The organism is Sporolactobacillus kofuensis (genome assembly GCF_024125425.1).
Classification (GTDB): Bacteria; Bacillota; Bacilli; order Bacillales; family Sporolactobacillaceae; genus Sporolactobacillus; species Sporolactobacillus kofuensis.
Genome location: NZ_JAMXWN010000008.1, coordinates 136,215 through 153,693, shown reverse-complemented (window position 1 = coordinate 153,693; position 17,479 = coordinate 136,215). Strand labels below are relative to the sequence as shown.

At 40.1% G+C, this 17,479-nt stretch carries 33 protein-coding genes; 30 read left to right on the top strand and 3 right to left on the bottom strand.

Annotated features, from left to right (window positions below; genetic code table 11):
* Positions 1–238 precede the first annotated feature (238 nt).
* From NIE32_RS08505 to NIE32_RS08495, 3 genes are all read right to left on the bottom strand, one after another.
* Entirely contained in the window at positions 239–442 is a 204-nt protein-coding gene (locus NIE32_RS08505) for an Arm DNA-binding domain-containing protein (protein WP_253054802.1), read from the bottom strand.
* A gap of 140 nt (positions 443–582) precedes the next feature.
* Entirely contained in the window at positions 583–762 is a 180-nt protein-coding gene (locus tag NIE32_RS08500; RefSeq protein WP_253054812.1) for an ImmA/IrrE family metallo-endopeptidase, read from the bottom strand.
* A gap of 115 nt (positions 763–877) precedes the next feature.
* The gene (locus NIE32_RS08495) at positions 878–1,327 is read right to left on the bottom strand and encodes a helix-turn-helix domain-containing protein (protein WP_253054800.1); all 450 of its coding nucleotides are present in this window, start codon (positions 1,325–1,327) and stop codon (positions 878–880) included.
* Positions 1,328–1,575: 248 nt separating this feature from the next.
* Between NIE32_RS08495 and NIE32_RS08490 the strand changes: the two genes are divergently transcribed.
* The 30 genes from NIE32_RS08490 to NIE32_RS08350 all read left to right on the top strand — a co-directional run bounded on the left by NIE32_RS08490 (position 1,576) and on the right by NIE32_RS08350 (position 17,426).
* Positions 1,576–1,725 (top strand): hypothetical protein, encoded by a 150-nt coding sequence (locus NIE32_RS08490; RefSeq protein ID WP_354327250.1) that lies wholly within the window; start codon positions 1,576–1,578, stop codon positions 1,723–1,725.
* Between the two features lie 24 nt (positions 1,726–1,749).
* Positions 1,750–2,028, top strand: a complete 279-nt coding sequence (locus tag NIE32_RS08485) for a DUF771 domain-containing protein (protein WP_253054798.1) — start codon at positions 1,750–1,752, stop codon at positions 2,026–2,028.
* Positions 2,028–2,249 carry a hypothetical protein gene (locus NIE32_RS08480; RefSeq protein WP_253054796.1) on the top strand — a complete coding sequence of 74 codons (222 nt, stop codon included), beginning with the start codon at positions 2,028–2,030 and terminating at the stop codon, positions 2,247–2,249. The genes NIE32_RS08485 and NIE32_RS08480 overlap by 1 nt, the downstream gene beginning before the upstream one ends.
* A gap of 29 nt (positions 2,250–2,278) precedes the next feature.
* Positions 2,279–2,497: a hypothetical protein gene (locus NIE32_RS08475; RefSeq protein WP_253054794.1), complete on the top strand. Its 219-nt coding sequence runs from the start codon at positions 2,279–2,281 to the stop codon at positions 2,495–2,497.
* A complete protein-coding gene (locus tag NIE32_RS08470; protein WP_253054792.1) occupies positions 2,494–2,766 on the top strand; it encodes a hypothetical protein in 273 nt (90 codons plus the stop codon). The genes NIE32_RS08475 and NIE32_RS08470 overlap by 4 nt, the downstream gene beginning before the upstream one ends.
* Before the next feature lie 85 nt (positions 2,767–2,851).
* On the top strand, positions 2,852–3,178 hold the full coding sequence (locus NIE32_RS08465) for a hypothetical protein (RefSeq protein ID WP_253054790.1): 327 nt from the start codon (positions 2,852–2,854) through the stop codon (positions 3,176–3,178).
* A 78-nt stretch (positions 3,179–3,256) separates the two neighbouring features.
* Positions 3,257–3,430, top strand: coding sequence for a hypothetical protein (locus NIE32_RS08460; protein WP_253054788.1), 174 nt, complete (start codon positions 3,257–3,259; stop codon positions 3,428–3,430).
* On the top strand, positions 3,423–4,358 hold the full coding sequence (locus NIE32_RS08455; protein WP_253054786.1) for a phage replisome organizer N-terminal domain-containing protein: 936 nt from the start codon (positions 3,423–3,425) through the stop codon (positions 4,356–4,358). Before NIE32_RS08460 ends, NIE32_RS08455 begins: the two co-directional genes overlap by 8 nt.
* Positions 4,336–4,674 carry a replicative helicase loader/inhibitor gene (locus tag NIE32_RS08450; protein ID WP_253054784.1) on the top strand — a complete coding sequence of 113 codons (339 nt, stop codon included), beginning with the start codon at positions 4,336–4,338 and terminating at the stop codon, positions 4,672–4,674. Before NIE32_RS08455 ends, NIE32_RS08450 begins: the two co-directional genes overlap by 23 nt.
* Positions 4,667–5,968 carry a replicative DNA helicase gene (locus tag NIE32_RS08445; protein ID WP_253054782.1) on the top strand — a complete coding sequence of 434 codons (1,302 nt, stop codon included), beginning with the start codon at positions 4,667–4,669 and terminating at the stop codon, positions 5,966–5,968. The genes NIE32_RS08450 and NIE32_RS08445 overlap by 8 nt, the downstream gene beginning before the upstream one ends.
* A gap of 10 nt (positions 5,969–5,978) precedes the next feature.
* Positions 5,979–6,863, top strand: a complete 885-nt coding sequence (locus NIE32_RS08440) for a hypothetical protein (protein ID WP_253054780.1) — start codon at positions 5,979–5,981, stop codon at positions 6,861–6,863.
* The gene (locus NIE32_RS08435) at positions 6,860–7,102 is read left to right on the top strand and encodes a hypothetical protein (protein ID WP_253054778.1); all 243 of its coding nucleotides are present in this window, start codon (positions 6,860–6,862) and stop codon (positions 7,100–7,102) included. Before NIE32_RS08440 ends, NIE32_RS08435 begins: the two co-directional genes overlap by 4 nt.
* Before the next feature lie 111 nt (positions 7,103–7,213).
* Positions 7,214–7,357 carry a hypothetical protein gene (locus tag NIE32_RS08430; protein ID WP_253054776.1) on the top strand — a complete coding sequence of 48 codons (144 nt, stop codon included), beginning with the start codon at positions 7,214–7,216 and terminating at the stop codon, positions 7,355–7,357.
* Entirely contained in the window at positions 7,350–7,487 is a 138-nt protein-coding gene (locus tag NIE32_RS08425; protein ID WP_253054774.1) for a hypothetical protein, read from the top strand. The genes NIE32_RS08430 and NIE32_RS08425 overlap by 8 nt, the downstream gene beginning before the upstream one ends.
* 1 nt (position 7,488) lies before the next feature.
* Positions 7,489–7,797, top strand: a complete 309-nt coding sequence (locus NIE32_RS08420) for a hypothetical protein (protein ID WP_253054773.1) — start codon at positions 7,489–7,491, stop codon at positions 7,795–7,797.
* The gene (locus tag NIE32_RS08415) at positions 7,797–7,988 is read left to right on the top strand and encodes a hypothetical protein (RefSeq protein ID WP_253054772.1); all 192 of its coding nucleotides are present in this window, start codon (positions 7,797–7,799) and stop codon (positions 7,986–7,988) included. Before NIE32_RS08420 ends, NIE32_RS08415 begins: the two co-directional genes overlap by 1 nt.
* Positions 7,969–8,172 (top strand): XtrA/YqaO family protein, encoded by a 204-nt coding sequence (locus NIE32_RS08410; RefSeq protein ID WP_253054771.1) that lies wholly within the window; start codon positions 7,969–7,971, stop codon positions 8,170–8,172. Before NIE32_RS08415 ends, NIE32_RS08410 begins: the two co-directional genes overlap by 20 nt.
* 227 nt (positions 8,173–8,399) lie before the next feature.
* Positions 8,400–8,882, top strand: a complete 483-nt coding sequence (locus NIE32_RS08405; RefSeq protein ID WP_253054769.1) for a DUF5412 family protein — start codon at positions 8,400–8,402, stop codon at positions 8,880–8,882.
* A gap of 54 nt (positions 8,883–8,936) precedes the next feature.
* Positions 8,937–9,371, top strand: a complete 435-nt coding sequence (locus NIE32_RS08400; protein WP_253054768.1) for a hypothetical protein — start codon at positions 8,937–8,939, stop codon at positions 9,369–9,371.
* Positions 9,340–9,801, top strand: coding sequence for a polymorphic toxin type 44 domain-containing protein (locus NIE32_RS08395; protein WP_253054766.1), 462 nt, complete (start codon positions 9,340–9,342; stop codon positions 9,799–9,801). The genes NIE32_RS08400 and NIE32_RS08395 overlap by 32 nt, the downstream gene beginning before the upstream one ends.
* A 130-nt stretch (positions 9,802–9,931) precedes the next feature.
* On the top strand, positions 9,932–10,060 hold the full coding sequence (locus NIE32_RS14260) for a hypothetical protein (RefSeq protein WP_290443527.1): 129 nt from the start codon (positions 9,932–9,934) through the stop codon (positions 10,058–10,060).
* Positions 10,061–10,076: 16 nt separating this feature from the next.
* On the top strand, positions 10,077–10,316 hold the full coding sequence (locus tag NIE32_RS08390) for a hypothetical protein (protein WP_253054764.1): 240 nt from the start codon (positions 10,077–10,079) through the stop codon (positions 10,314–10,316).
* 63 nt (positions 10,317–10,379) lie between these two features.
* Positions 10,380–11,144, top strand: a complete 765-nt coding sequence (locus NIE32_RS08385) for a DeoR/GlpR family DNA-binding transcription regulator (RefSeq protein WP_253054762.1) — start codon at positions 10,380–10,382, stop codon at positions 11,142–11,144.
* Positions 11,145–11,518: 374 nt separating this feature from the next.
* Positions 11,519–12,382 carry an aldose epimerase family protein gene (locus NIE32_RS08380; protein ID WP_253054760.1) on the top strand — a complete coding sequence of 288 codons (864 nt, stop codon included), beginning with the start codon at positions 11,519–11,521 and terminating at the stop codon, positions 12,380–12,382.
* Between the two features lie 843 nt (positions 12,383–13,225).
* A complete protein-coding gene (locus NIE32_RS08375; RefSeq protein WP_253054758.1) occupies positions 13,226–13,657 on the top strand; it encodes an MFS transporter in 432 nt (143 codons plus the stop codon).
* A 177-nt stretch (positions 13,658–13,834) separates the two neighbouring features.
* Positions 13,835–14,218: a MerR family transcriptional regulator gene (locus NIE32_RS08370; protein WP_253054756.1), complete on the top strand. Its 384-nt coding sequence runs from the start codon at positions 13,835–13,837 to the stop codon at positions 14,216–14,218.
* 146 nt (positions 14,219–14,364) lie between these two features.
* Positions 14,365–15,132, top strand: a complete 768-nt coding sequence (locus NIE32_RS08365; protein ID WP_253054754.1) for a carboxymuconolactone decarboxylase family protein — start codon at positions 14,365–14,367, stop codon at positions 15,130–15,132.
* A 49-nt stretch (positions 15,133–15,181) separates the two neighbouring features.
* Positions 15,182–15,598 (top strand): cupin domain-containing protein, encoded by a 417-nt coding sequence (locus NIE32_RS08360; RefSeq protein WP_253054752.1) that lies wholly within the window; start codon positions 15,182–15,184, stop codon positions 15,596–15,598.
* A 168-nt stretch (positions 15,599–15,766) separates the two neighbouring features.
* On the top strand, positions 15,767–16,615 hold the full coding sequence (locus tag NIE32_RS08355) for an aldo/keto reductase (protein ID WP_253054750.1): 849 nt from the start codon (positions 15,767–15,769) through the stop codon (positions 16,613–16,615).
* 64 nt (positions 16,616–16,679) lie between these two features.
* Positions 16,680–17,426, top strand: a complete 747-nt coding sequence (locus tag NIE32_RS08350; protein WP_253054748.1) for an SDR family oxidoreductase — start codon at positions 16,680–16,682, stop codon at positions 17,424–17,426.
* The last annotated feature ends 53 nt before the right edge of the window (positions 17,427–17,479 follow it).

Genomic DNA, 17,479 nt, shown 5'->3' with positions numbered 1-17,479 from the left:
CTTTAAAGATCAGGCCTTCCTGAAGTGCATCCTGGATACAGTCCTTCATGTACATATGCATCTTGCGCACACTGGCTGTTGCATGGGTCGCTGCATACGTGCTGATCGCTCGCTGATACATGTTGCGCGTCAGGTCTTTCATTTTGACACCAGGAAAAAAGCGTTCTGCGAATCTAACCGATCGTTCGATCTCTTCGTCATTGTAGCCACTATGTTCACCTTTGCGAAAGGTTTCATACTAGTCACGCATATGCGCCCCGAAAAGAATGTTCCCGCCTTGCACGTCATAGCCTTTAAAGACCTTATTTTCCATTTCATTCGCCGCTTTGACGGCTTCTTTTTTTGTTCGGACCCGCCGGCGGATTTCTTTTTGCGTCCCGCCTACGCGGTACCGTACCCGATATTCCCAGTTTCCATTTTTCAGCTGCTGTATCATTGCCATTAATGTTCAACCCCTTTCTTGATATATTTTCATTAGAAAACCTTTAGGAACCCCGTACATATTAAGTGCATCATCAAGGCTTATTGATCCATCAATAAGATCTTGATAGAACAAGAAATCAATAGCAAAATAATTGGCGATTAATTCCTTTTTATCGCATACAAAAAAAGTGTTTTTTTATAAAACGAAGTATTAGTGTCGGGGTCCATAATTGCATGTCCTAATTCATGAGCGCAAATGAATTCTTTCTTATGATCGCCTGCCGTTTCGTTAATATGAATCATTTTTATCCTAAAATTTTTAGTGTAATATCCAAGAATATTGCCAAGAATCTGGTACTCAATATCAATGCCTAGACGTTTAGCCAGAACAAACGGAGAATTAGTATCATACTTCTTTTAACTAATCTAGATGTCTCGAATGGATCCATTTAATTCACCTGTCTTTGCGATATTTTTTAGGAGTGAATTTTTGTTTTGCTAATTTTTTCGCTATTCTTAAGGAATTTTCTAATGATGATATTAGTAATTCTTTATCATCTGGGTCTAGGTCATCAATTGAATTACCATCAAATGCTGCATACCCCGAATTACTTGCTATTCCATCAATCATTTTCTTCAATTCCTTCTGTATATCCCGCTCGTCTTTTTTATTTAATTGAATATCATTTATAGAATCAGAATTCGCCATTCTTTCTAATTCCTCAGTAGTGATACCTAATCCTTTGCAAACCTTTATTACATTATCGACGGATGCATTGCCAATTCCCCGTTCTAGCATTGAGTGTAATGTTGTATAAGGAATATCTATCTTTTCTGCGAACGCCTTCATATTTGGCTCTTGTTCTTTAATCATCTTTCTAATCAATTCAGTCCTAGCGTCCATTGGATTTACCACCTTTTCATACGCTATTTCGTATTTATAGTATTATTATATCTTATTTAATTGCAATGTAAACTATTAAATTCGAAATTGAGTAATTTAATACAACTATACGATTGACTAAATACGAAAATGAGAATATTATAATCTTGTGATACGAAATTGAGTATCGAAAGGAGGCCATAAAATTGCTAAGAAACTTGAAAGCCGAAATGATCCGCAAGGACATTAAGTACGCGGATATTGCCTAGATGCTTGGCGTAAGACAAGCCACAATCAGCGATAAATTAAACGGTCATTACGACTTTTCGTTTAATGATGCACTTAAGATCAAACGTCATTTCTTTCCAGATCTAGATCTTGAATATTTATTTGAGAATGATGAGAGTAAAACCGCTTGAATTACGAAATGAGAGGGGGAACCGATGATGCCAGATAAAATTTGGTGGACCATGAAAGACCTTGAGCAGGCGACTGGTTATGGCCGCAAGTGGTTACTACAAAATATTTTAATGCGTCCGGAGTATCGTTCTGTTCTCGATATTGAAAACGGTGGTCCTGTCTATTATCCGGAATGCATGGGGGACATGTGGAAATTCATTGCTTCAGGGATGAAAGAATTCCTGGAAAAGTATTTTGGCGATATTTTGCGATACGATCGCAGGCATAAATGGCAGCGAACAAAAAAGGAGGCCGCAGGCTGATGGACAAGAATCAAATGGTGGGCAAGCTGAACGAGCTGCAGCATCAACTCAGCCGCATGACTGACAGTGTGGAGCGTGAAAAACTGCAACTTGAAATCAACGCGCTTGAGCAGGCGCTTGTAGGGAAGATACGGGCGCAGAATGATGCGTTGAGTGGGGGGTTAAGAGACCGGATAACTGGCGGCAGGATACGCAAAAGATCATCAGCAAAATTGCCTTAAAGCGGGACGAATTCGATGCATTTAGGAATGTGCGAACAGAAATTTACAAGGAAGTCGATCGTCGCGGGGGATTTAATCTAGATATCCGTCTCATCAATAAACGCCGGCGGATGGCTGATGAAGGAGCGAGCCAATCTCAACGGGACAAGCTCAGCAAAGTTGATGTGATTGCGGATGACAAGCGCTTAATTGAAGTGTACTTGGCTGTGGTCAAAGATTTTGCCATTCATTATGGAGTGGAAGTGTGACCGAATTGGAACAGGATAAGCTTTTGATTATTAAGTCAAAGATAAAAGCCATTGCAGATACTGCATCTTTCTTCAAGATTGAAAAGTCGGATTTTGAAGAGTGGAAGAAAGAGCTTCCTGAAATGAAAAATGCTGATCGTGAAGAGTGGCTAGAGATGACGCTTCAAAACGTGATTGAAGATCTTGAGAATTTGAACAATGAGATTGAGTTAACGACCGCGAGTGGAAGTTATCAGGTCTTGCATTTAGTGACTAAACAAAGGGGATGAAAGCAATGAATCTATCAATCAATACGGTTATCAATCATGTGTTGATCTTATCGATGTTTTACCTTAACGGTTTGCAAATGTATCCGTGAAAACAAAAAAGGCTGCACAACTGCTTATGAGCTTCTTTGAGCTCGAGCAAACACTTATTTCGCATCATGAAGATCCGCGGCCACGATTTCTTGAATGGATCAAGGATCAGCAAGCAAAGTACTTCAACGCGTATGTAAGCGGTATGGCTCACGACATGGAATGGGAAAACAAGAGTTTTGCAAAAACACTTAAGGAACCTAAGGAATTTCTTTCTTTGAAACGCGTTGTAAAAGAAACGAAAAAGCCGTCCACCTCTGCAAAGGCGGATGACTCAAAGTTCAAAATCTATCAAAAATCAACTTCCGCCATTATAGCACAATGATGGCGGAAGATAAATCCCCTCAAATTCGAGGGAATCTTATTAATCGCAAACGTTTGCGAATCTACGGGAGGCAGTTAGATGAATACAGATAAGCTTAATGCTGACTTCATGGATATGATGGAAATCGCTTTAAATAACACGCAGAATTTGGCTAATCAGAGGGAAATTATTGAACTTCAGCGACAATTTAAAGATCACTTGAATGAAGTTGATGATGCTATATCTGAAAAAGGTGTGCTCAGCCATGGCTGATATTACTTGGGTCAAATTGAATACCGATATGTTTGAGAATGACAAGATAAGACTGATTGAGAAACTTCCGGATGCGGATACTATCCTCATCATTTGGGTGAAATTGCTTGCTCACGCGGGGAAAGCAAATGCTGGCGGATATATCATGCTGACGGAGAATGTTCCACTATCAACGGAAGACCTTGCGACATTATTTAATCGGCCACTAAACACAGTTCGCCTTGCCTTAGAGACGTTCAAACGGTATCGGATGATTGAGATCACTGAGGACGAAACGATTCGCATTAAAAACTGGGAAGTTTACCAGAACATCGAAGGTATGGACAAAGTACGCGAGCAAAATCGTATACGTAAGCAAAAGCAGCGGGAACGTCAAAAACAATTACCCAATCCTCAAGAAACGCCTTCACAACAGGAAAAACATGATGATAGTGTGACGTCACGTGACAGTCACGCAACAGATATAGATAAAGAACTAGATAAAGATAAAGAAAAAGATATAAAAGATTCTCGTCGTGCAAACAAGTTTGACGACATGCAGATGGCATTAGCCAAAAAGTTATTAAAACGAATACGAGAACGTGATCCAAATTATCGACAACCAAATTTAGAGAAGTGGGCAAATGATATTCGACTCATGATGGAACGAGACAACAGGCCTTACAACGAGATTGATAAAGTGATTGATTGGTGCCAGGATGATGCATTTTGGCATAAAAACATTTTATCTACAGGCAAGCTGCGGGAACAATTCAGCCGTTTGCGTATGGAATACCTTGAAGACTGGAAAAGGAAAAAGGAAGAAGCACAGCAAGCCAACAGTCGCAGCCCAAATGATTTTGTAACTAAGAAACTCGAACGTGAGCGACAGGCAGAAGAAGAGATTCGGAGGAGGTATCAGAACGGTGACGACGGACCAGGTGATTGAACTCACCAAGCGAATAGCTCGAATGTATTCCTTCGTGGAACGCGACGAAATGTACATGGATATTTGGATTCACGTTGCAAAAGATGCAGATTACGAGCTGACGTTTCAGCGATTTTATGAATATATTACCAATCCTGCCCATGCCCGAAAGCCTCCGATGCCGGCAGATATTCTTGTGAAGCTCAAGCCTAAAGATGGATTCCAGCTACAGGAGGAACAAATGCAAAAATGGGAAGCTGAAGCAAAGGCGAACCCGCCGGACTGGAAGAAAGCAAGAGGGCTGTTTGAAAGACTTGGGGTGATTGGCGATGAATAATACTTTGCAAAATATCGAAGCAGAGCAGGCCGTCCTTGGTTCCATTCTCTATGAATCTAGTTTAGCGGATGAATGCATCCTAACCGCAGACGAATTCAGCAGAGAAGCTCATAGGCTCATTTTCGGAGCCGTTGAAAGATTGCGAGATAAAGAGCGGTCGATCGATGTTGTGACAATCGTTTCCGAGCTTGGGGACACCGTCCAGCAGTGTGGCGGGACAAGCTATCTTGCAGAGCTAGCCAATTCCATACCGACGACAGCCAACTTTGACGATTATCAAGCACTTGTTCACCATTGCTACCTGCTGCGAAGGGCACATAAAAAGATGACGTCATTCGTAGACAACCCGGACGAGGACAAGCTGGCTGAAATATCTCAGGAAATTGATGCCATGATCGACGAGACTGCGGCAACGAGTGAAGAACCTTCTGATCGTGAGGTTCTTATCGAGTTGATGGACAGTCTCGGTCAAGAGCAAGGTGAACTATCAGGCATCACAACTGGCAGCACTGAGCTAGACAAGATGACGAGCGGACTGCAGGACGGAGAATTGATCATCGTTGCGGCACGGCCCTCTGTCGGAAAATCAGCATTGGCTATAAACATCGGAATAGCTGCAGGCGAACAGGATGTTGTCGTTGACCTATTCAGCATGGAAATGCCAAAGCGAATGGTCCTGCAGCGTATCTTGTCGGCACTTGGCTCCGTCAGCGGCGGGAAATGGAAGAATCCAAAGCGATTCATGAACGACCTGGATGTTCAAAAAATAACAAACGCTATTGGCCATTATGAAGACATAAAAATTTCTGTTCATGAGAACTCAAGCCCAACGGTAATGAGCGTTCGTTCTGAGGTTCGCAAGTCATTAAAAAAATACCCGAATCACAAGCATTTGGTGATTCTCGATTACCTCAGCTTTATCGATGTACCGGGAAAATTTGAGAGGAATGACTTGAAAATTGGTGCGATTACCAAAGGCTTAAAACGGATGGCTAGAAAGTTTAATCTGCCTGTGCTGCTCGTGTGCCAGCTGTCTCGTGGTGTCGAGCAGCGGCAGGACAAGCGTCCAATGATGAGTGATTTGCAAGACTCCGAGCGAATAGAGCAGGATGCGGATATGATTCTGTTTCTCTACCGCGATGACTATTACAACAAGGAATCCGAGAAGCAGAACATTGTGGAAATCATTGTGGCCAAACCACGTAACGGCCCAGTTGGAACCGTGGATATGGCATTTATCAAGGAGTATGGAAAGTTTTGTAATCTTGACCGGAAACATGCGGCGACGGTTTGAAGGTGTGCATATGAATTCGAGAATAGCCATATACACACGCATTGGTGGCCTGCTAGACGGATGCAAGGGCTGCCCTAAAAATCAGATTTTCCACAAGGGCAACCGTGTCAGTCCTGAAACGATTTGCAAAGATTGTTCGTCACATCAGGAAATGCGGCACTTGGGAAATCAATTGAACCATTCGGAGGTGGTCCACTTGGAAATGACAGTTGAGGATTATAAAAATTTGCGTACAACATTCAAAACAGACACCAAAATCTGCCTAGAGAAGGGCATCGATCGTAATGAACTCAAGGCTTGGAAAAAGCAGTATGCAGAGGAATTGCTGGATATTCCAATGAGCGGTCCTAAGCCGGGTAATAAACCTTCTCCAAATGCAAAAGTAAGCAAGAAGATGAGCGATAAGTTAAAAGTCGCAAATGCCGAAATAAAACAGCTTAAGCAGGAACTCGCCGGCAAACAAAGTACAGTTCCCACATCGAGTAAAACAGATGCCGAGTACAAGGTCATGAAGGACAAGCTGCTGGGCAATATTGATGAACTGACTGCTCAACTCCATGAAGCGAATGGACGGCGGATGAAAGCAGAAGATGAAAACACTCAGATTCAAAGGGATCTTAAAGAGGAATTATCCCATGTTACGAATGATCTTGAAAGTGAGATCCATCAGCTGTGCAAAGAGAAGAAAGAAGCTGAATTCGAGACTGGAAAATTGGTTGCAGAGAACAACGATTTGAAACAGCAGCTTGAATATCTCCGACAGGACTGCGAATCAAATAAGCGGTTTGCTGATGATCAATACGATGAGGCGAGACGGGCTAAGGCACAATTAATCAAGCTCGAGGCATTCGTTGTCGAGAAGCTGAAGCCAGAGCTTGAGGAAGGTGCATTATGAACATGGCATCATTCAAGCAAGTTCTGATTATATGCAAAGACGGCAAGACGCAACACATTTTTATGACTAAGCAACAGATCGCTGATTTAATTGATTATCTCGACAAAGCTCCATCGGTACCGCTTCATACACAATCAGAAAGTTATGAAGTGACTGATCTTATCATTCGCGGCGATTATAAGAAGCCGATGCTCCTGGTCATTGATGATTTGGATAATAAAGCAGGACGAACGGAGTGATCTAATGATTACAAGCGTACTGTTTGGAACGGTTGTGATTCTGTGGGGCATTTTGGCCATCATTTGTTGCATTGGCGGGACCATGCTTGTGCGACGGAAGAGGGCGAGAAAATGAGTGAAGAATATCAGGAATTTAAGCAAATCCATGACAACGCAAGTCGTTTGTTGGATCGTGTTGAAAATGGACTGAATACGTTGAACGAAGTGATTGCTCGGATGGACAAGCAGCGTCTAAAGGTGAGCCATAATGATTAACGCAATCGCACTTGTGATCGGTGTACCGATTATTGTTTTTGAAATGATCGTTGTGGTTCGAGCAATTACATTGGTGAGAAATGAAGAGATCGAACAAGATGATGAGAAGAATTTGATAAGGCGGCGATGAAATGAGTACAGGACAATCAATCTTTCTACTGGCGTTAGTGACGCTTACCGCGATTCTAACCATTGCGGACTATTTCGTGACAAAAAGGGTTAATAAAGCAAGAAAAGAACGTGACAAATTGGTTATGGAATTGATTGACGGTTATGAAAAAGAAACGAAAATCCTTATGCGTATGAACACGAAAACGGGAGAGTTGTTTTATGACCTCCTATCGCAATCAGCATTGACATTTGAACAAAAAGAAAAATTTAACAAACGATATAAATCATTAGCTGACCAGCATTTTACCGCACTTGAGGAAGTGAAGTAATGACCAAATACACAGAACTGCAGATCATCAAGCATGCGCTGATGTATTACATTGGGAGACCAAACGCATCAGAAAATGACGTGTTGAAGGAAACACATCTGCTAAATAGGGTTGAGGAACGAATTGAATTTATGAAGGACCATTACAGAATTCCGGACAGGGGTGAAAAGTATGCGAGCAAAAGAAATTGATCTTAACATGGACGGAAAATCAGTGACACAAGAAATTGAGCCTGGTAAGGTGCTGGTGGTTGTCCTGGACGGCGTGCAGAACAAGGCGAAGGTGACTGAAGCAGTTGAACATGGATTTACCATTATAGAGACAGCAAAGGGAAAAGTTGCTAAAATTAAATATGATGAGGGTGAACTATTCTAGACTGATTCATTGGCTGATTAGTTTTTAATACGGTGTTACTGTACTATAATGCCGTGCGTTTCCACGCATCATAATTGCGGAGTCACGCATTCAATTTGCGGTTTCATGCGTTTAATAATGTACTACAATTTACCCAAGATTAGGTAACGCTTTAAGGAGAGAATCTAGCATAATGAAAAAGATGTTGATTTGCATTATCTTTAGTCAATAAAAAAGGAGGCGAAAACATGACTGAAATAAAGTATAACTTATGCTTAATATTTGCTTTTGCGTTATTGGTTCTATTTATTGTGAATATATTTATGATGATCACTAGGTTCATAAAACGTATCGGGTCAAAGCCATATAAAAAAAATAGCTTACCTTTCCTAATTACAACAGGAATATCTTTTATTCTACTGATTGTTTTTACCTACAATTGGCAATACAACTTGAATTTCTTGCCTCGCACTGATTTTCATACTCAGTATCCATCACCAACAAAAGCCTATACAGTTACTCTATATTATGAATCAAATGGATTGGCAGACGATACCGTTTTAGGAATTTTGAGAGATAATTCACAAAAGAAGGAACGGGCAATTTATTACGCTATGAAGAAAACGCCACAAGTTAAATGGACTGCAAAAGATAAGGTGTTGATTGGAAGTCATAAATTTGATGTCCGAAAACACAATCAAATTTATGACTATAGACATGATAAAGACTGAGTATATATCTAGTAATATACTATAAAATTATGGAAAATGTTGGGGGTTATTAGTTTGAAAAGAATTAGCAAAGTATTCATGAGTTTTGTGGCTTTTTTACTAATATTAAATGTACTATCTTTCAATGTCGGACTTGCCAAAGAGAAGATTGTTACTAACCAAGCACCAAAAACTGTAGAGCAATTATATGATTTAGCAGTAGAAAATCATGCAATTACTAAAAATGATGATGGCACTATATCAATAAATTTATCTTTCGAAAAGGATTTGAAAGTTCCAGATAATTTATTGACTCAATTAAATGAACATCTATCGAATGTAAATGATGGCATTAAAAAAGGATTTTTATACATTGGAGCTAATTTTCAAATTGAGACTAAGTCAGCTGAAGAAATAGTTAATGGTACTGTATTTGATGATCCAACTGTTAAAGTTACTAGTTACTCAAGGCATTCATGTGTTGGCGGTAGCTGGGCCGAAAACCTATGATTTATTGGGAAACTCACGTGCACATAAAAAAGAACTTAAGAATCTATACGATGCGGAGAAATCAGCAGCAAAGTTCAATCCTGGTATTAATCCCTATTTTGTAGCAGCGGGTTATTTTGCTGGCAAAGAAAGAGAAGGTGGCGCGTGGGATTTGAAGTATCAGCTCAAAAAGAAAGATGGCGCGAATTATAATACTAATTATACTGTTTATGTTCCATCGAAAGAAATATATCAAGCTCAAGATATTGGAAACTATCATTATGGATATGTTGGCACAGTCTTGTTTAGTGAGAATGAGTTATTGAGAGCGGGAGACCTAGTTCAATTTTTAGCAGCTGCGAAAAGAGGAGATTTTTCCCAATATGCGGATGATCCAAGGGACAAAACCTATGTAAAAAAGGGGTATAGCGCGGGTAAAAAAGGACTGTGATTATTGTTATCTTAAATTAAATAGGGAAAATTAAGTTTTTTAGTCCAAGATAGGAAAGCCTGAGGACACTGATCGACGCAAAGCCCGCCGGTTGGTGTCCTTTTTTGTTTTCTATAACGGGGGGACCAGCGTGAAAACGAACAAGCCCAAACAACAGAAAAAGCCGAAGCAAATGAAGCCATGGCAGGTTGAGGAGCTGATGGGCGTTAACGATCCTACGTATCGTCGTGTCAAAGGCGGCGCACTGAAACCGAAATAAAGGGAGATGCGGCGGAATGAGCATACGTAAATTGATTTATGAATACAAGCGATCTCTGCGAGAAATGAAAGCTGCTTATGAAGCCGCGGATCCGGATGGAGACAAACCAATTATCGGCGGGATGATTCATGATCTGGAATGCGCGATCAAATGGATGGAATCAGGCAGGGATCCGGAACGATACCATATGGATGCAGACTTTCAGCAGCAGAGGAAATCATGGGTTATTTTATATTATAATGAGTCTAAAGTGTAAAAATAAATGACCGTTAGATATAAATATTCTGAAAAAGCCTAAAAAGGAACGAAGTGAATCTCGATGTTAAAGGAAGAAAGATATCAAACAATTCTTAGAGATATTGAAATAAACGAATTAGCAAGTGTTTCGGATTTAGCAAAAAAATTAGATGTTACCGAGATGACCATTCGTCGTGATTTGGACGATCTTGAGGAAAAAGGTTTGGTTGATCGGATACATGGCGGAGCAAAAAAAAGAGGGGCAAAAGGTTATCATGAACTGTCTCACATACAGAAGCAAGAAATTAATATTGAGAAAAAAAAGGCTATTGCACAGCGTTCGGTAGCACTTATTGAAAATAAGGATGTTGTGTTTATTGGGCCGGGAACAACAGCCGGCTTCATTCATGATTATCTAGATAAGGAACATTTCAAGCATCTGGATATTGTGACTAATTCCGTTTCAGTATTTGAACAGTTTAAAAATGATACCCCCCAATTTGAGATAATACTGGTTGGCGGACGCTATCGTGCACGAACGGAGACCTTTGTTGGTTATTTTACAAATAAATTATTGAAAGAATTTAATGTTACCAAGGCATTTATAGGAACAAACGGAATTTCTGGGCTTAATGTTACCACTGCTAATGAAGACGAAGGCATCGCCCAAAAAATTGTTTTGGATAATGCAAACGAAACATATATTTTGGCAGACAGTACAAAGTTTGGTGTTGAAGCATTTCATAATTTGTATGATGTCCGCAAATTAACAGCGATCATTACTGATTCATCGATCGAATCCAAATATGTTTCTTATTACAAAGATAGGGTTAAGATTATTAGATGAAAAAAATGTATTAATAAGAGCAGAAATTTGGATGTAATAAGGATCTGAACTGCTCTTTGTTCATGTTAAATCATAAAATTGTGAACGATGAATGTATGAGTGTTCAAGTTAAAGAAAACATGTCAAAATATACAAGAAACAAAAATAAACGTTAGAAAACAAATAGATATATATTCATATTTACTGAGATTACTTTCCAATCTCAACAGATCGTGGACATCTTGAAGGAGCTCTTAAGCATGAAAGCAATTATAAGGGCAGATGCAAATGGCTTTGCGTTGAAAGAACATCTTAAAACTTATCAAGAAGTGGGACGAGGGCTTTTACCACGATTAAGTTCTCTAAACAGATGACAGAAGCAAAGGAGCTTGGATATGGTGGATTATGGAGTATCTTCGTATGAAGAGAATGGCTTGACCTTTATCCGATTGTCTGGAATAGAGGCATATGTCATCATTTGTCCGGAACGAGGCGGAATCGTCAGTACCTTTAATATCATTGGCAAAGATGTGCTTTATTTGAAAAAGGATACGCTTTTCGATCCTTCCAAAAATGTTCGCGGGGGCATTCCTGTTCTTTTTCCTATGGCCGGACAATTGCCTGATAAGAGCTATTTGTTAGGCAATAAAACTTATATCATGGAAAATCATGGACTTGCTCGTCAGCGTCCATGGCAAGTCATTGACCAGAAATCAGAGCAGTCATATGCTGAAGTTACGCTTCAATTTGCAAGTGATAAGAGTACATTAGAACAATTTCCATTTGAATTTGAAGTAGTTTTCACCTATGTTCTCTCCGGAGAAAAACTGACAATTCGGCAAAGCTATCGAAATCAATCAGAGAGCAAAATGCCAATTTATCCAGGTTTCCATCCATATTTTAATATTAAGAACAAACATTTATTGCTCAATACAAAGACGAGCTCATATATTGACTACAATGATCAGAAGGTCAAATCATTCAACGGAGAAATTGACTTGACGAATCTACCGGAAGCCGTTGTTTATGCGGATGATTCGGACAAAATTGTTGCTCCGTTTGATAAGGACACGAAATTGGTCATTGAGAAAAGTAAGGCATTCCGCTATGTAATGCTTTGGTCTGAACCTGGTCATGATTATGTGTGCATCGAGCCTTGGACAGCGAAAAAGAATGAGTACAACGAAAAGAAAGAATTGATCTATGTTGAACGGGATCATCCTTTTGAAGTGGAAATTTCAATAGCGCTTGAGCATTGATGGAGGTGTGATTTTCGTTAGGATGGGGCAATATAAAAAGAGAATTTATTAACAATTCTATGTTTCGTATGACAAGAAGAGGGTAACTCGAAAGTCGATTTTGTGACTATGAGATACCCTCTTCTACTTACTTGATGATTTTTTACTTGATCCTTGAATCAAGAGCAATACTTTTCCTTATCTGCCCAGACTTCCTTTGCTGTTTCGATTACTCATTCTATTTTTACTCATTGCCGCGATTCTGTTAATTTATTGCCTTCTTCGTTAAAAACGCTAAGTTACTAATATGCCGACTACGCTCGTAGAAACTTAAATCACGATGCTTCTGGATGTGGGTTCAACCTCACCGTCCCCATTTGGAGAATTTAATAACTTATTTTGAGACTTCAAAAATCGTTCACGTCACACGGTTTTTGAAGCTTTTTAATTTGCATATGATTTAAAACTTATTTTTGGTTATTCTTCTGGCATGTGAACAGATTTATGTAATTACTAAATATTGGAAGAAGAATCGAAAAATATCTAACTGCTTAATTTTAGGCTATCTGGTAAATAGCACGCAAACCTTGGAATGTAGGGTTGCGTGCTTGAATATTAGAAAATCATTTCTTATTGAAAACGCCTCTTGCCTTGAAGTTTACTCCAAGAAGTATACTACTTGGAGTATGGAGCGTAGGCATCATTTGCAGAGGGAAAGTACCAAATTGAATGATTTGTTGAAAAATCTGAAAGTTAACTGTGATAAGTTATAATATCGCGATGGATTCAGAGAGAGGAATTTCAAAAACATTTTTGTGGCTGCTAATGGTGGTATTCCAGTAGCTTTTACTTTATGTACCACGTTTGACAAAACGTTATAATAATTCAATTTTACTCGTGGCAGGCTTAGCAATTACACTGCTGGGAATGTTCTGGCTAAGCCAAGTCTCAATGACGAGTAATTATTGGATCTCCATTGCTTTACCAATGATATTAATAGGAATTGGCCAAGGTGCTTCGCTAAGTCCATTAACAAGTGCCGGGATTTCTGGTACTGAAGCACGGGATTCCGGTGCCGCTTCCGGTGTCGTGAATGTAGCACATCAACTTGGCGGATCCTTAGGACTCGCAATTTTAGTAGCCATTGCTGCAAAAATGGAGAACTCATCAGATGTAGTGATTACACGAACAGCCCAAGTGGAGATTGCCTTGAAAGTTGGAAGTATTATGTTGTTTCTTGCTTTAATCGTCACATTAGTTTTAATACTTCCAAAGGAAAAAAATAAATGGGAATAAATCCTTGACTTGGAGTTCACTTAAAGGTTTAAGGTAACTTAAAAGTGGTTCTCTTGATTTCTAATGTTTGTCATGTTCCTCATGAATGATCGTAAATAATTACCTTGATTAAATCTGGGTGTCAATGAGTCTAATGCAAAATGGGTAAACACATTAAGAGAAAGGATTGAAAAAGATATGAATATTAAAGTGGCCAGTAAAGAAACAAATGTATCAGCGGATACGATTCGTTACTATGAGCGTATTGGTTTGATTCCTCCGGTTAAGCGAACTGAAAATGGTGTACGTGACTTTGATGATGAAGACTTGCGCTGGATAACTTTTAGTCGTTGTATGCGTGACGCAGGTATGCCTATCGAAGCGCTAATTGAGTACTTGCAGCTTTTTCGTATGGGTGACGGTACCATTCAGTCAAGAGTTGATCTCTTACGAGAACAGCGAAATGAACTTCAAGATCGAATTGACACTATGCAGAGTGCATTAGATCGCTTGAACTATAAAATAGACAATTATCGAAGCCATATGGTGGTTGCTGAGAAAGAGTTGAAACCATTTGAATAAGAGAAAATGAGCAGAAGGTTAACATTAATATAGGATTAACCGTAGTCATTTTTCTCTTTGTTTCTGTAAGTTTCTATTAACCTAGAGTTCACTCCAAGGACTAGGCTAATAAAGGAAAGAAAATGATGAGAAAAAGAGGTAATAGTATGGAAATAACAGATTATTCTAATAAATACCATGAACGCATGTTTCCAGGATATAAATCAAAACTTTTGGAAACAGATCCTGAGTTTATTGAACGCTTTGACAACTTTGCTTTTGATGAAGTTGTGAACAGTGACGACCTTGATGACCGGACACGAATGTTAGCAATTCTGGCAACACTTATTGGCGCACAGTGTGTGAATGAATACAAGGCGATGGTGAAAGCAGCTATGAACTTCGGAGTCACTCCGATTGAAATCAAAGAGGTTGTATACCAGGCGGTGGCCTACCTCGGCATCGGCAGAGTGTTTGATTTTCTTCAGGCAACCAATGAAGTGCTGTCGGATCAAGGAATTAAGTTGCCGCTGGAAGGACAGGCGACAACGACGACAGAAAACCGTTTGAAAAAGGGAATTCAGGCACAAGTTGATATCTTCGGTACTCAAATGGCAGAGTTCTATAAGTCCGGACCAGTTGAATCACGACATATTAACCATTGGCTGGCAGACAATTGCTTTGGGGATTATTACACACGGAGCGGGCTTGATTATAAGACACGCGAGATGATTACCTTCTGTTTCTTATCAGCACAAGGTGGTTGTGAGCCTCAGCTGACCAGTCATGCCGTGGGCAACATGCGTATGGGCAATGACAAAGCATTCTTGATAAAAATCATATCTCAATGTCTGCCTTATATTGGCTATCCTAGAAGTTTGAACGCGTTACGCTGTGTCAACGAAGCGGCAAATCAAGTTGAGAAAACAAAATAAAGTCTCATAAACGCAAATTAATAAATAAAAAAAGATGGGGGTAAGAAACATGAGTGAATCAAAGGACTTAAGCAAGGGTGCTATTTTTCCAATTGGGGACAAACTCCCAGAACAGTTCAGCAGTAATTTTATCGGTCAAGCATATTTGAATATGCTGACAACAACCGGAGTTACGATCGGCAACGTGACTTTTGAACCGGGGTGCCGAAATAATTGGCATATTCATCATAAAGGTGGACAGATTTTGCTCGTAACCGGCGGCCGGGGCTACTATCAGGAATGGGGAAAAGAAGCCATGGAACTGCATCCTGGAGATGTGGTCAATATTCCACCTGAAATAAAACATTGGCATGGTGCTGCACGTGATCGCTGGTTTTCGCATCTTGCCGTGGAAGTTCCGGCGGAAGGAGCTTCCAATGAATGGCTGGAAGCTGTAACCGATGATGTTTATGGAAAATTAAACTAAAGAAAATACAACCATGTACCGGCTGAAGAAACGGTGGCGCTATGGCAAACTTGGTAGAAGAAGGAAATGTCCGTTATATTTGCTTGAGATAATGTACACTGGGAGATTTGTGGTGAGCTGTGACGGTACTGTAATTGCGGGTAAATGAGAGTATGAGGAGGACAAATAATGGACTTTGTCACTTTGAATAACGATGTAAAAATGCCGATTTTAGGCTATGGCGTCTATCAGATTGCAGATCAGGAGGAATGCGAAAGTTGTGTTCTTGATGCAATCAACGTGGGTTACCGTTCGATTGATACGGCGCAGGCCTATGGAAATGAAGAAGCTGTAGGACGCGCGATTAAAAAAAGTGGTGTACCAAGAGATGAATTATTCATTACCACAAAAGTATGGATCTCCAATGCCGGCTATGAAAAAGCGAAGGCTTCCATTGAAGAATCATTAAGAAAACTACAGTTGGACTATCTGGATCTTTTATTAATTCATCAGCCATTTAATGATTATTATGGAACATACCGTGCTATGGAAGAGTTTTATAAAGCAGGAAAAATAAGAGCCATTGGTGTCAGCAACTTCTATCCAGACAGGTATATTGACCTTGTTCAGTTCAGCGAAGTGGTGCCGGCCGTAAACCAGGTGGAAACGCACGTTTTTAATCAGCAGGTGCAGGCTCAGAACTATATGAAGAAATACAATACGCAGATTGAGTCCTGGGGACCTTTTGCGGAAGGAAGAAACGATTTGTTTACCAATCCAACACTAAAAGAGATTGGCGAGCATCACAATAAATCTATTGCACAGGTTGCATTGCGGTTTCTGATTCAGAGAGGCGTCGTCGTTATTCCTAAATCCACGCACAAAAACAGAATGGAAGAAAATTTCGATGTATTTGATTTCGAATTGTCAGCAGAAGAAATGAAAAAAATATCTAGATTAGATACTGGAAAGAGCGCATTTTTCTCACATTATGATCCTGAGACAGTAGAGTTTCTAACTGGTCTTGGAAAGAAATAATTGGTGATTATGTGCTAAGGCAGATGCTTGTGGCGCATGCCATAAATTGGAAGGAGATTGTAAAATGAAAGATTCAGGAAAAGTCATTGTCATCACGGGTGCTTCTTCAGGTATTGGAGAAGCCATTGCAAAAAATCAAGCCAAGCTTGGCGATAAAATTGTGCTGGGTGCACGTCGTGAAGCGAATTTAAAGCGAATTAAGGAAGAAATCGAAGCAGTCGGCGGACAAGCCGAATATGCGGTGACGGATGTTACCGATGTAGATCAAGTGAGGGCATTGGCTCAAAAAGCATTGGATGCATATGGCACCATTGATGTATGGATTAATAATGCCGGATTGATGCCGCAATCGCTTTTGGAAGAACAAAAAATTGACGAATGGGATCGTATGATTGATGTCAATGTAAAGGGAACGCTCTATGGCATAGCCGCTGCACAACCGGTTTTCCACAAAAATAATACTGGTCACTTCATCAACTTGTCATCGGTTGCCGGTCTGTTTTCACATCAGGCAGGTGTAGTTTACTCCGCAACAAAGTGGGCGGTGCGCGCGATTAACGAAGGGCTTCGAGAAGAAGAAGCACAAGCGGGTAAAAATGTGCGTGTTACTGCTCTTTATCCAGGCGCTATCAACTCGGAGCTGCTAAATACGGTAACAAGTGGCGATGTGAAAGCCGGCATGACGGAATTCTATAAAAAATTTGGTGTTCCAGCGGAACGTATTGCTCAAGTTGTTCAGGATGTTCTTGAAATGCCAGTGGATACGGCATTAAATGATATTGTTATTCGTCCGACAGCACAAGCTATGTAAGATTAAGTAAGTCTTTTAATGAAAGGATCTAAACTGATACCAAAAATTTATCC

Coding starts and splice junctions, on each gene's coding strand:
- NIE32_RS08425 (WP_253054774.1), top strand. CDS start 7,350: ATGATTAACGCAATCGCACTTGTGATCGGTGTACCGATTATTGTTTTT.
- NIE32_RS08350 (WP_253054748.1), top strand. CDS start 16,680: ATGAAAGATTCAGGAAAAGTCATTGTCATCACGGGTGCTTCTTCAGGT.
- NIE32_RS08360 (WP_253054752.1), top strand. CDS start 15,182: ATGAGTGAATCAAAGGACTTAAGCAAGGGTGCTATTTTTCCAATTGGG.
- NIE32_RS08415 (WP_253054772.1), top strand. CDS start 7,797: ATGACCAAATACACAGAACTGCAGATCATCAAGCATGCGCTGATGTAT.
- NIE32_RS08440 (WP_253054780.1), top strand. CDS start 5,979: ATGAATTCGAGAATAGCCATATACACACGCATTGGTGGCCTGCTAGAC.
- NIE32_RS08355 (WP_253054750.1), top strand. CDS start 15,767: ATGGACTTTGTCACTTTGAATAACGATGTAAAAATGCCGATTTTAGGC.
- NIE32_RS08380 (WP_253054760.1), top strand. CDS start 11,519: ATGGTGGATTATGGAGTATCTTCGTATGAAGAGAATGGCTTGACCTTT.
- NIE32_RS08505 (WP_253054802.1), bottom strand. CDS start 442: ATGGCAATGATACAGCAGCTGAAAAATGGAAACTGGGAATATCGGGTA.
- NIE32_RS08435 (WP_253054778.1), top strand. CDS start 6,860: ATGAACATGGCATCATTCAAGCAAGTTCTGATTATATGCAAAGACGGC.
- NIE32_RS08460 (WP_253054788.1), top strand. CDS start 3,257: ATGAATACAGATAAGCTTAATGCTGACTTCATGGATATGATGGAAATC.
- NIE32_RS08490 (WP_354327250.1), top strand. CDS start 1,576: ATGCTTGGCGTAAGACAAGCCACAATCAGCGATAAATTAAACGGTCAT.
- NIE32_RS08430 (WP_253054776.1), top strand. CDS start 7,214: ATGAGTGAAGAATATCAGGAATTTAAGCAAATCCATGACAACGCAAGT.
- NIE32_RS08445 (WP_253054782.1), top strand. CDS start 4,667: ATGAATAATACTTTGCAAAATATCGAAGCAGAGCAGGCCGTCCTTGGT.
- NIE32_RS08420 (WP_253054773.1), top strand. CDS start 7,489: ATGAGTACAGGACAATCAATCTTTCTACTGGCGTTAGTGACGCTTACC.
- NIE32_RS08370 (WP_253054756.1), top strand. CDS start 13,835: ATGAATATTAAAGTGGCCAGTAAAGAAACAAATGTATCAGCGGATACG.
- NIE32_RS08390 (WP_253054764.1), top strand. CDS start 10,077: ATGAGCATACGTAAATTGATTTATGAATACAAGCGATCTCTGCGAGAA.
- NIE32_RS08495 (WP_253054800.1), bottom strand. CDS start 1,327: ATGGACGCTAGGACTGAATTGATTAGAAAGATGATTAAAGAACAAGAG.
- NIE32_RS08485 (WP_253054798.1), top strand. CDS start 1,750: ATGATGCCAGATAAAATTTGGTGGACCATGAAAGACCTTGAGCAGGCG.
- NIE32_RS08410 (WP_253054771.1), top strand. CDS start 7,969: ATGCGAGCAAAAGAAATTGATCTTAACATGGACGGAAAATCAGTGACA.
- NIE32_RS08365 (WP_253054754.1), top strand. CDS start 14,365: ATGGAAATAACAGATTATTCTAATAAATACCATGAACGCATGTTTCCA.
- NIE32_RS08455 (WP_253054786.1), top strand. CDS start 3,423: ATGGCTGATATTACTTGGGTCAAATTGAATACCGATATGTTTGAGAAT.
- NIE32_RS08480 (WP_253054796.1), top strand. CDS start 2,028: ATGGACAAGAATCAAATGGTGGGCAAGCTGAACGAGCTGCAGCATCAA.
- NIE32_RS08385 (WP_253054762.1), top strand. CDS start 10,380: ATGTTAAAGGAAGAAAGATATCAAACAATTCTTAGAGATATTGAAATA.
- NIE32_RS08405 (WP_253054769.1), top strand. CDS start 8,400: ATGACTGAAATAAAGTATAACTTATGCTTAATATTTGCTTTTGCGTTA.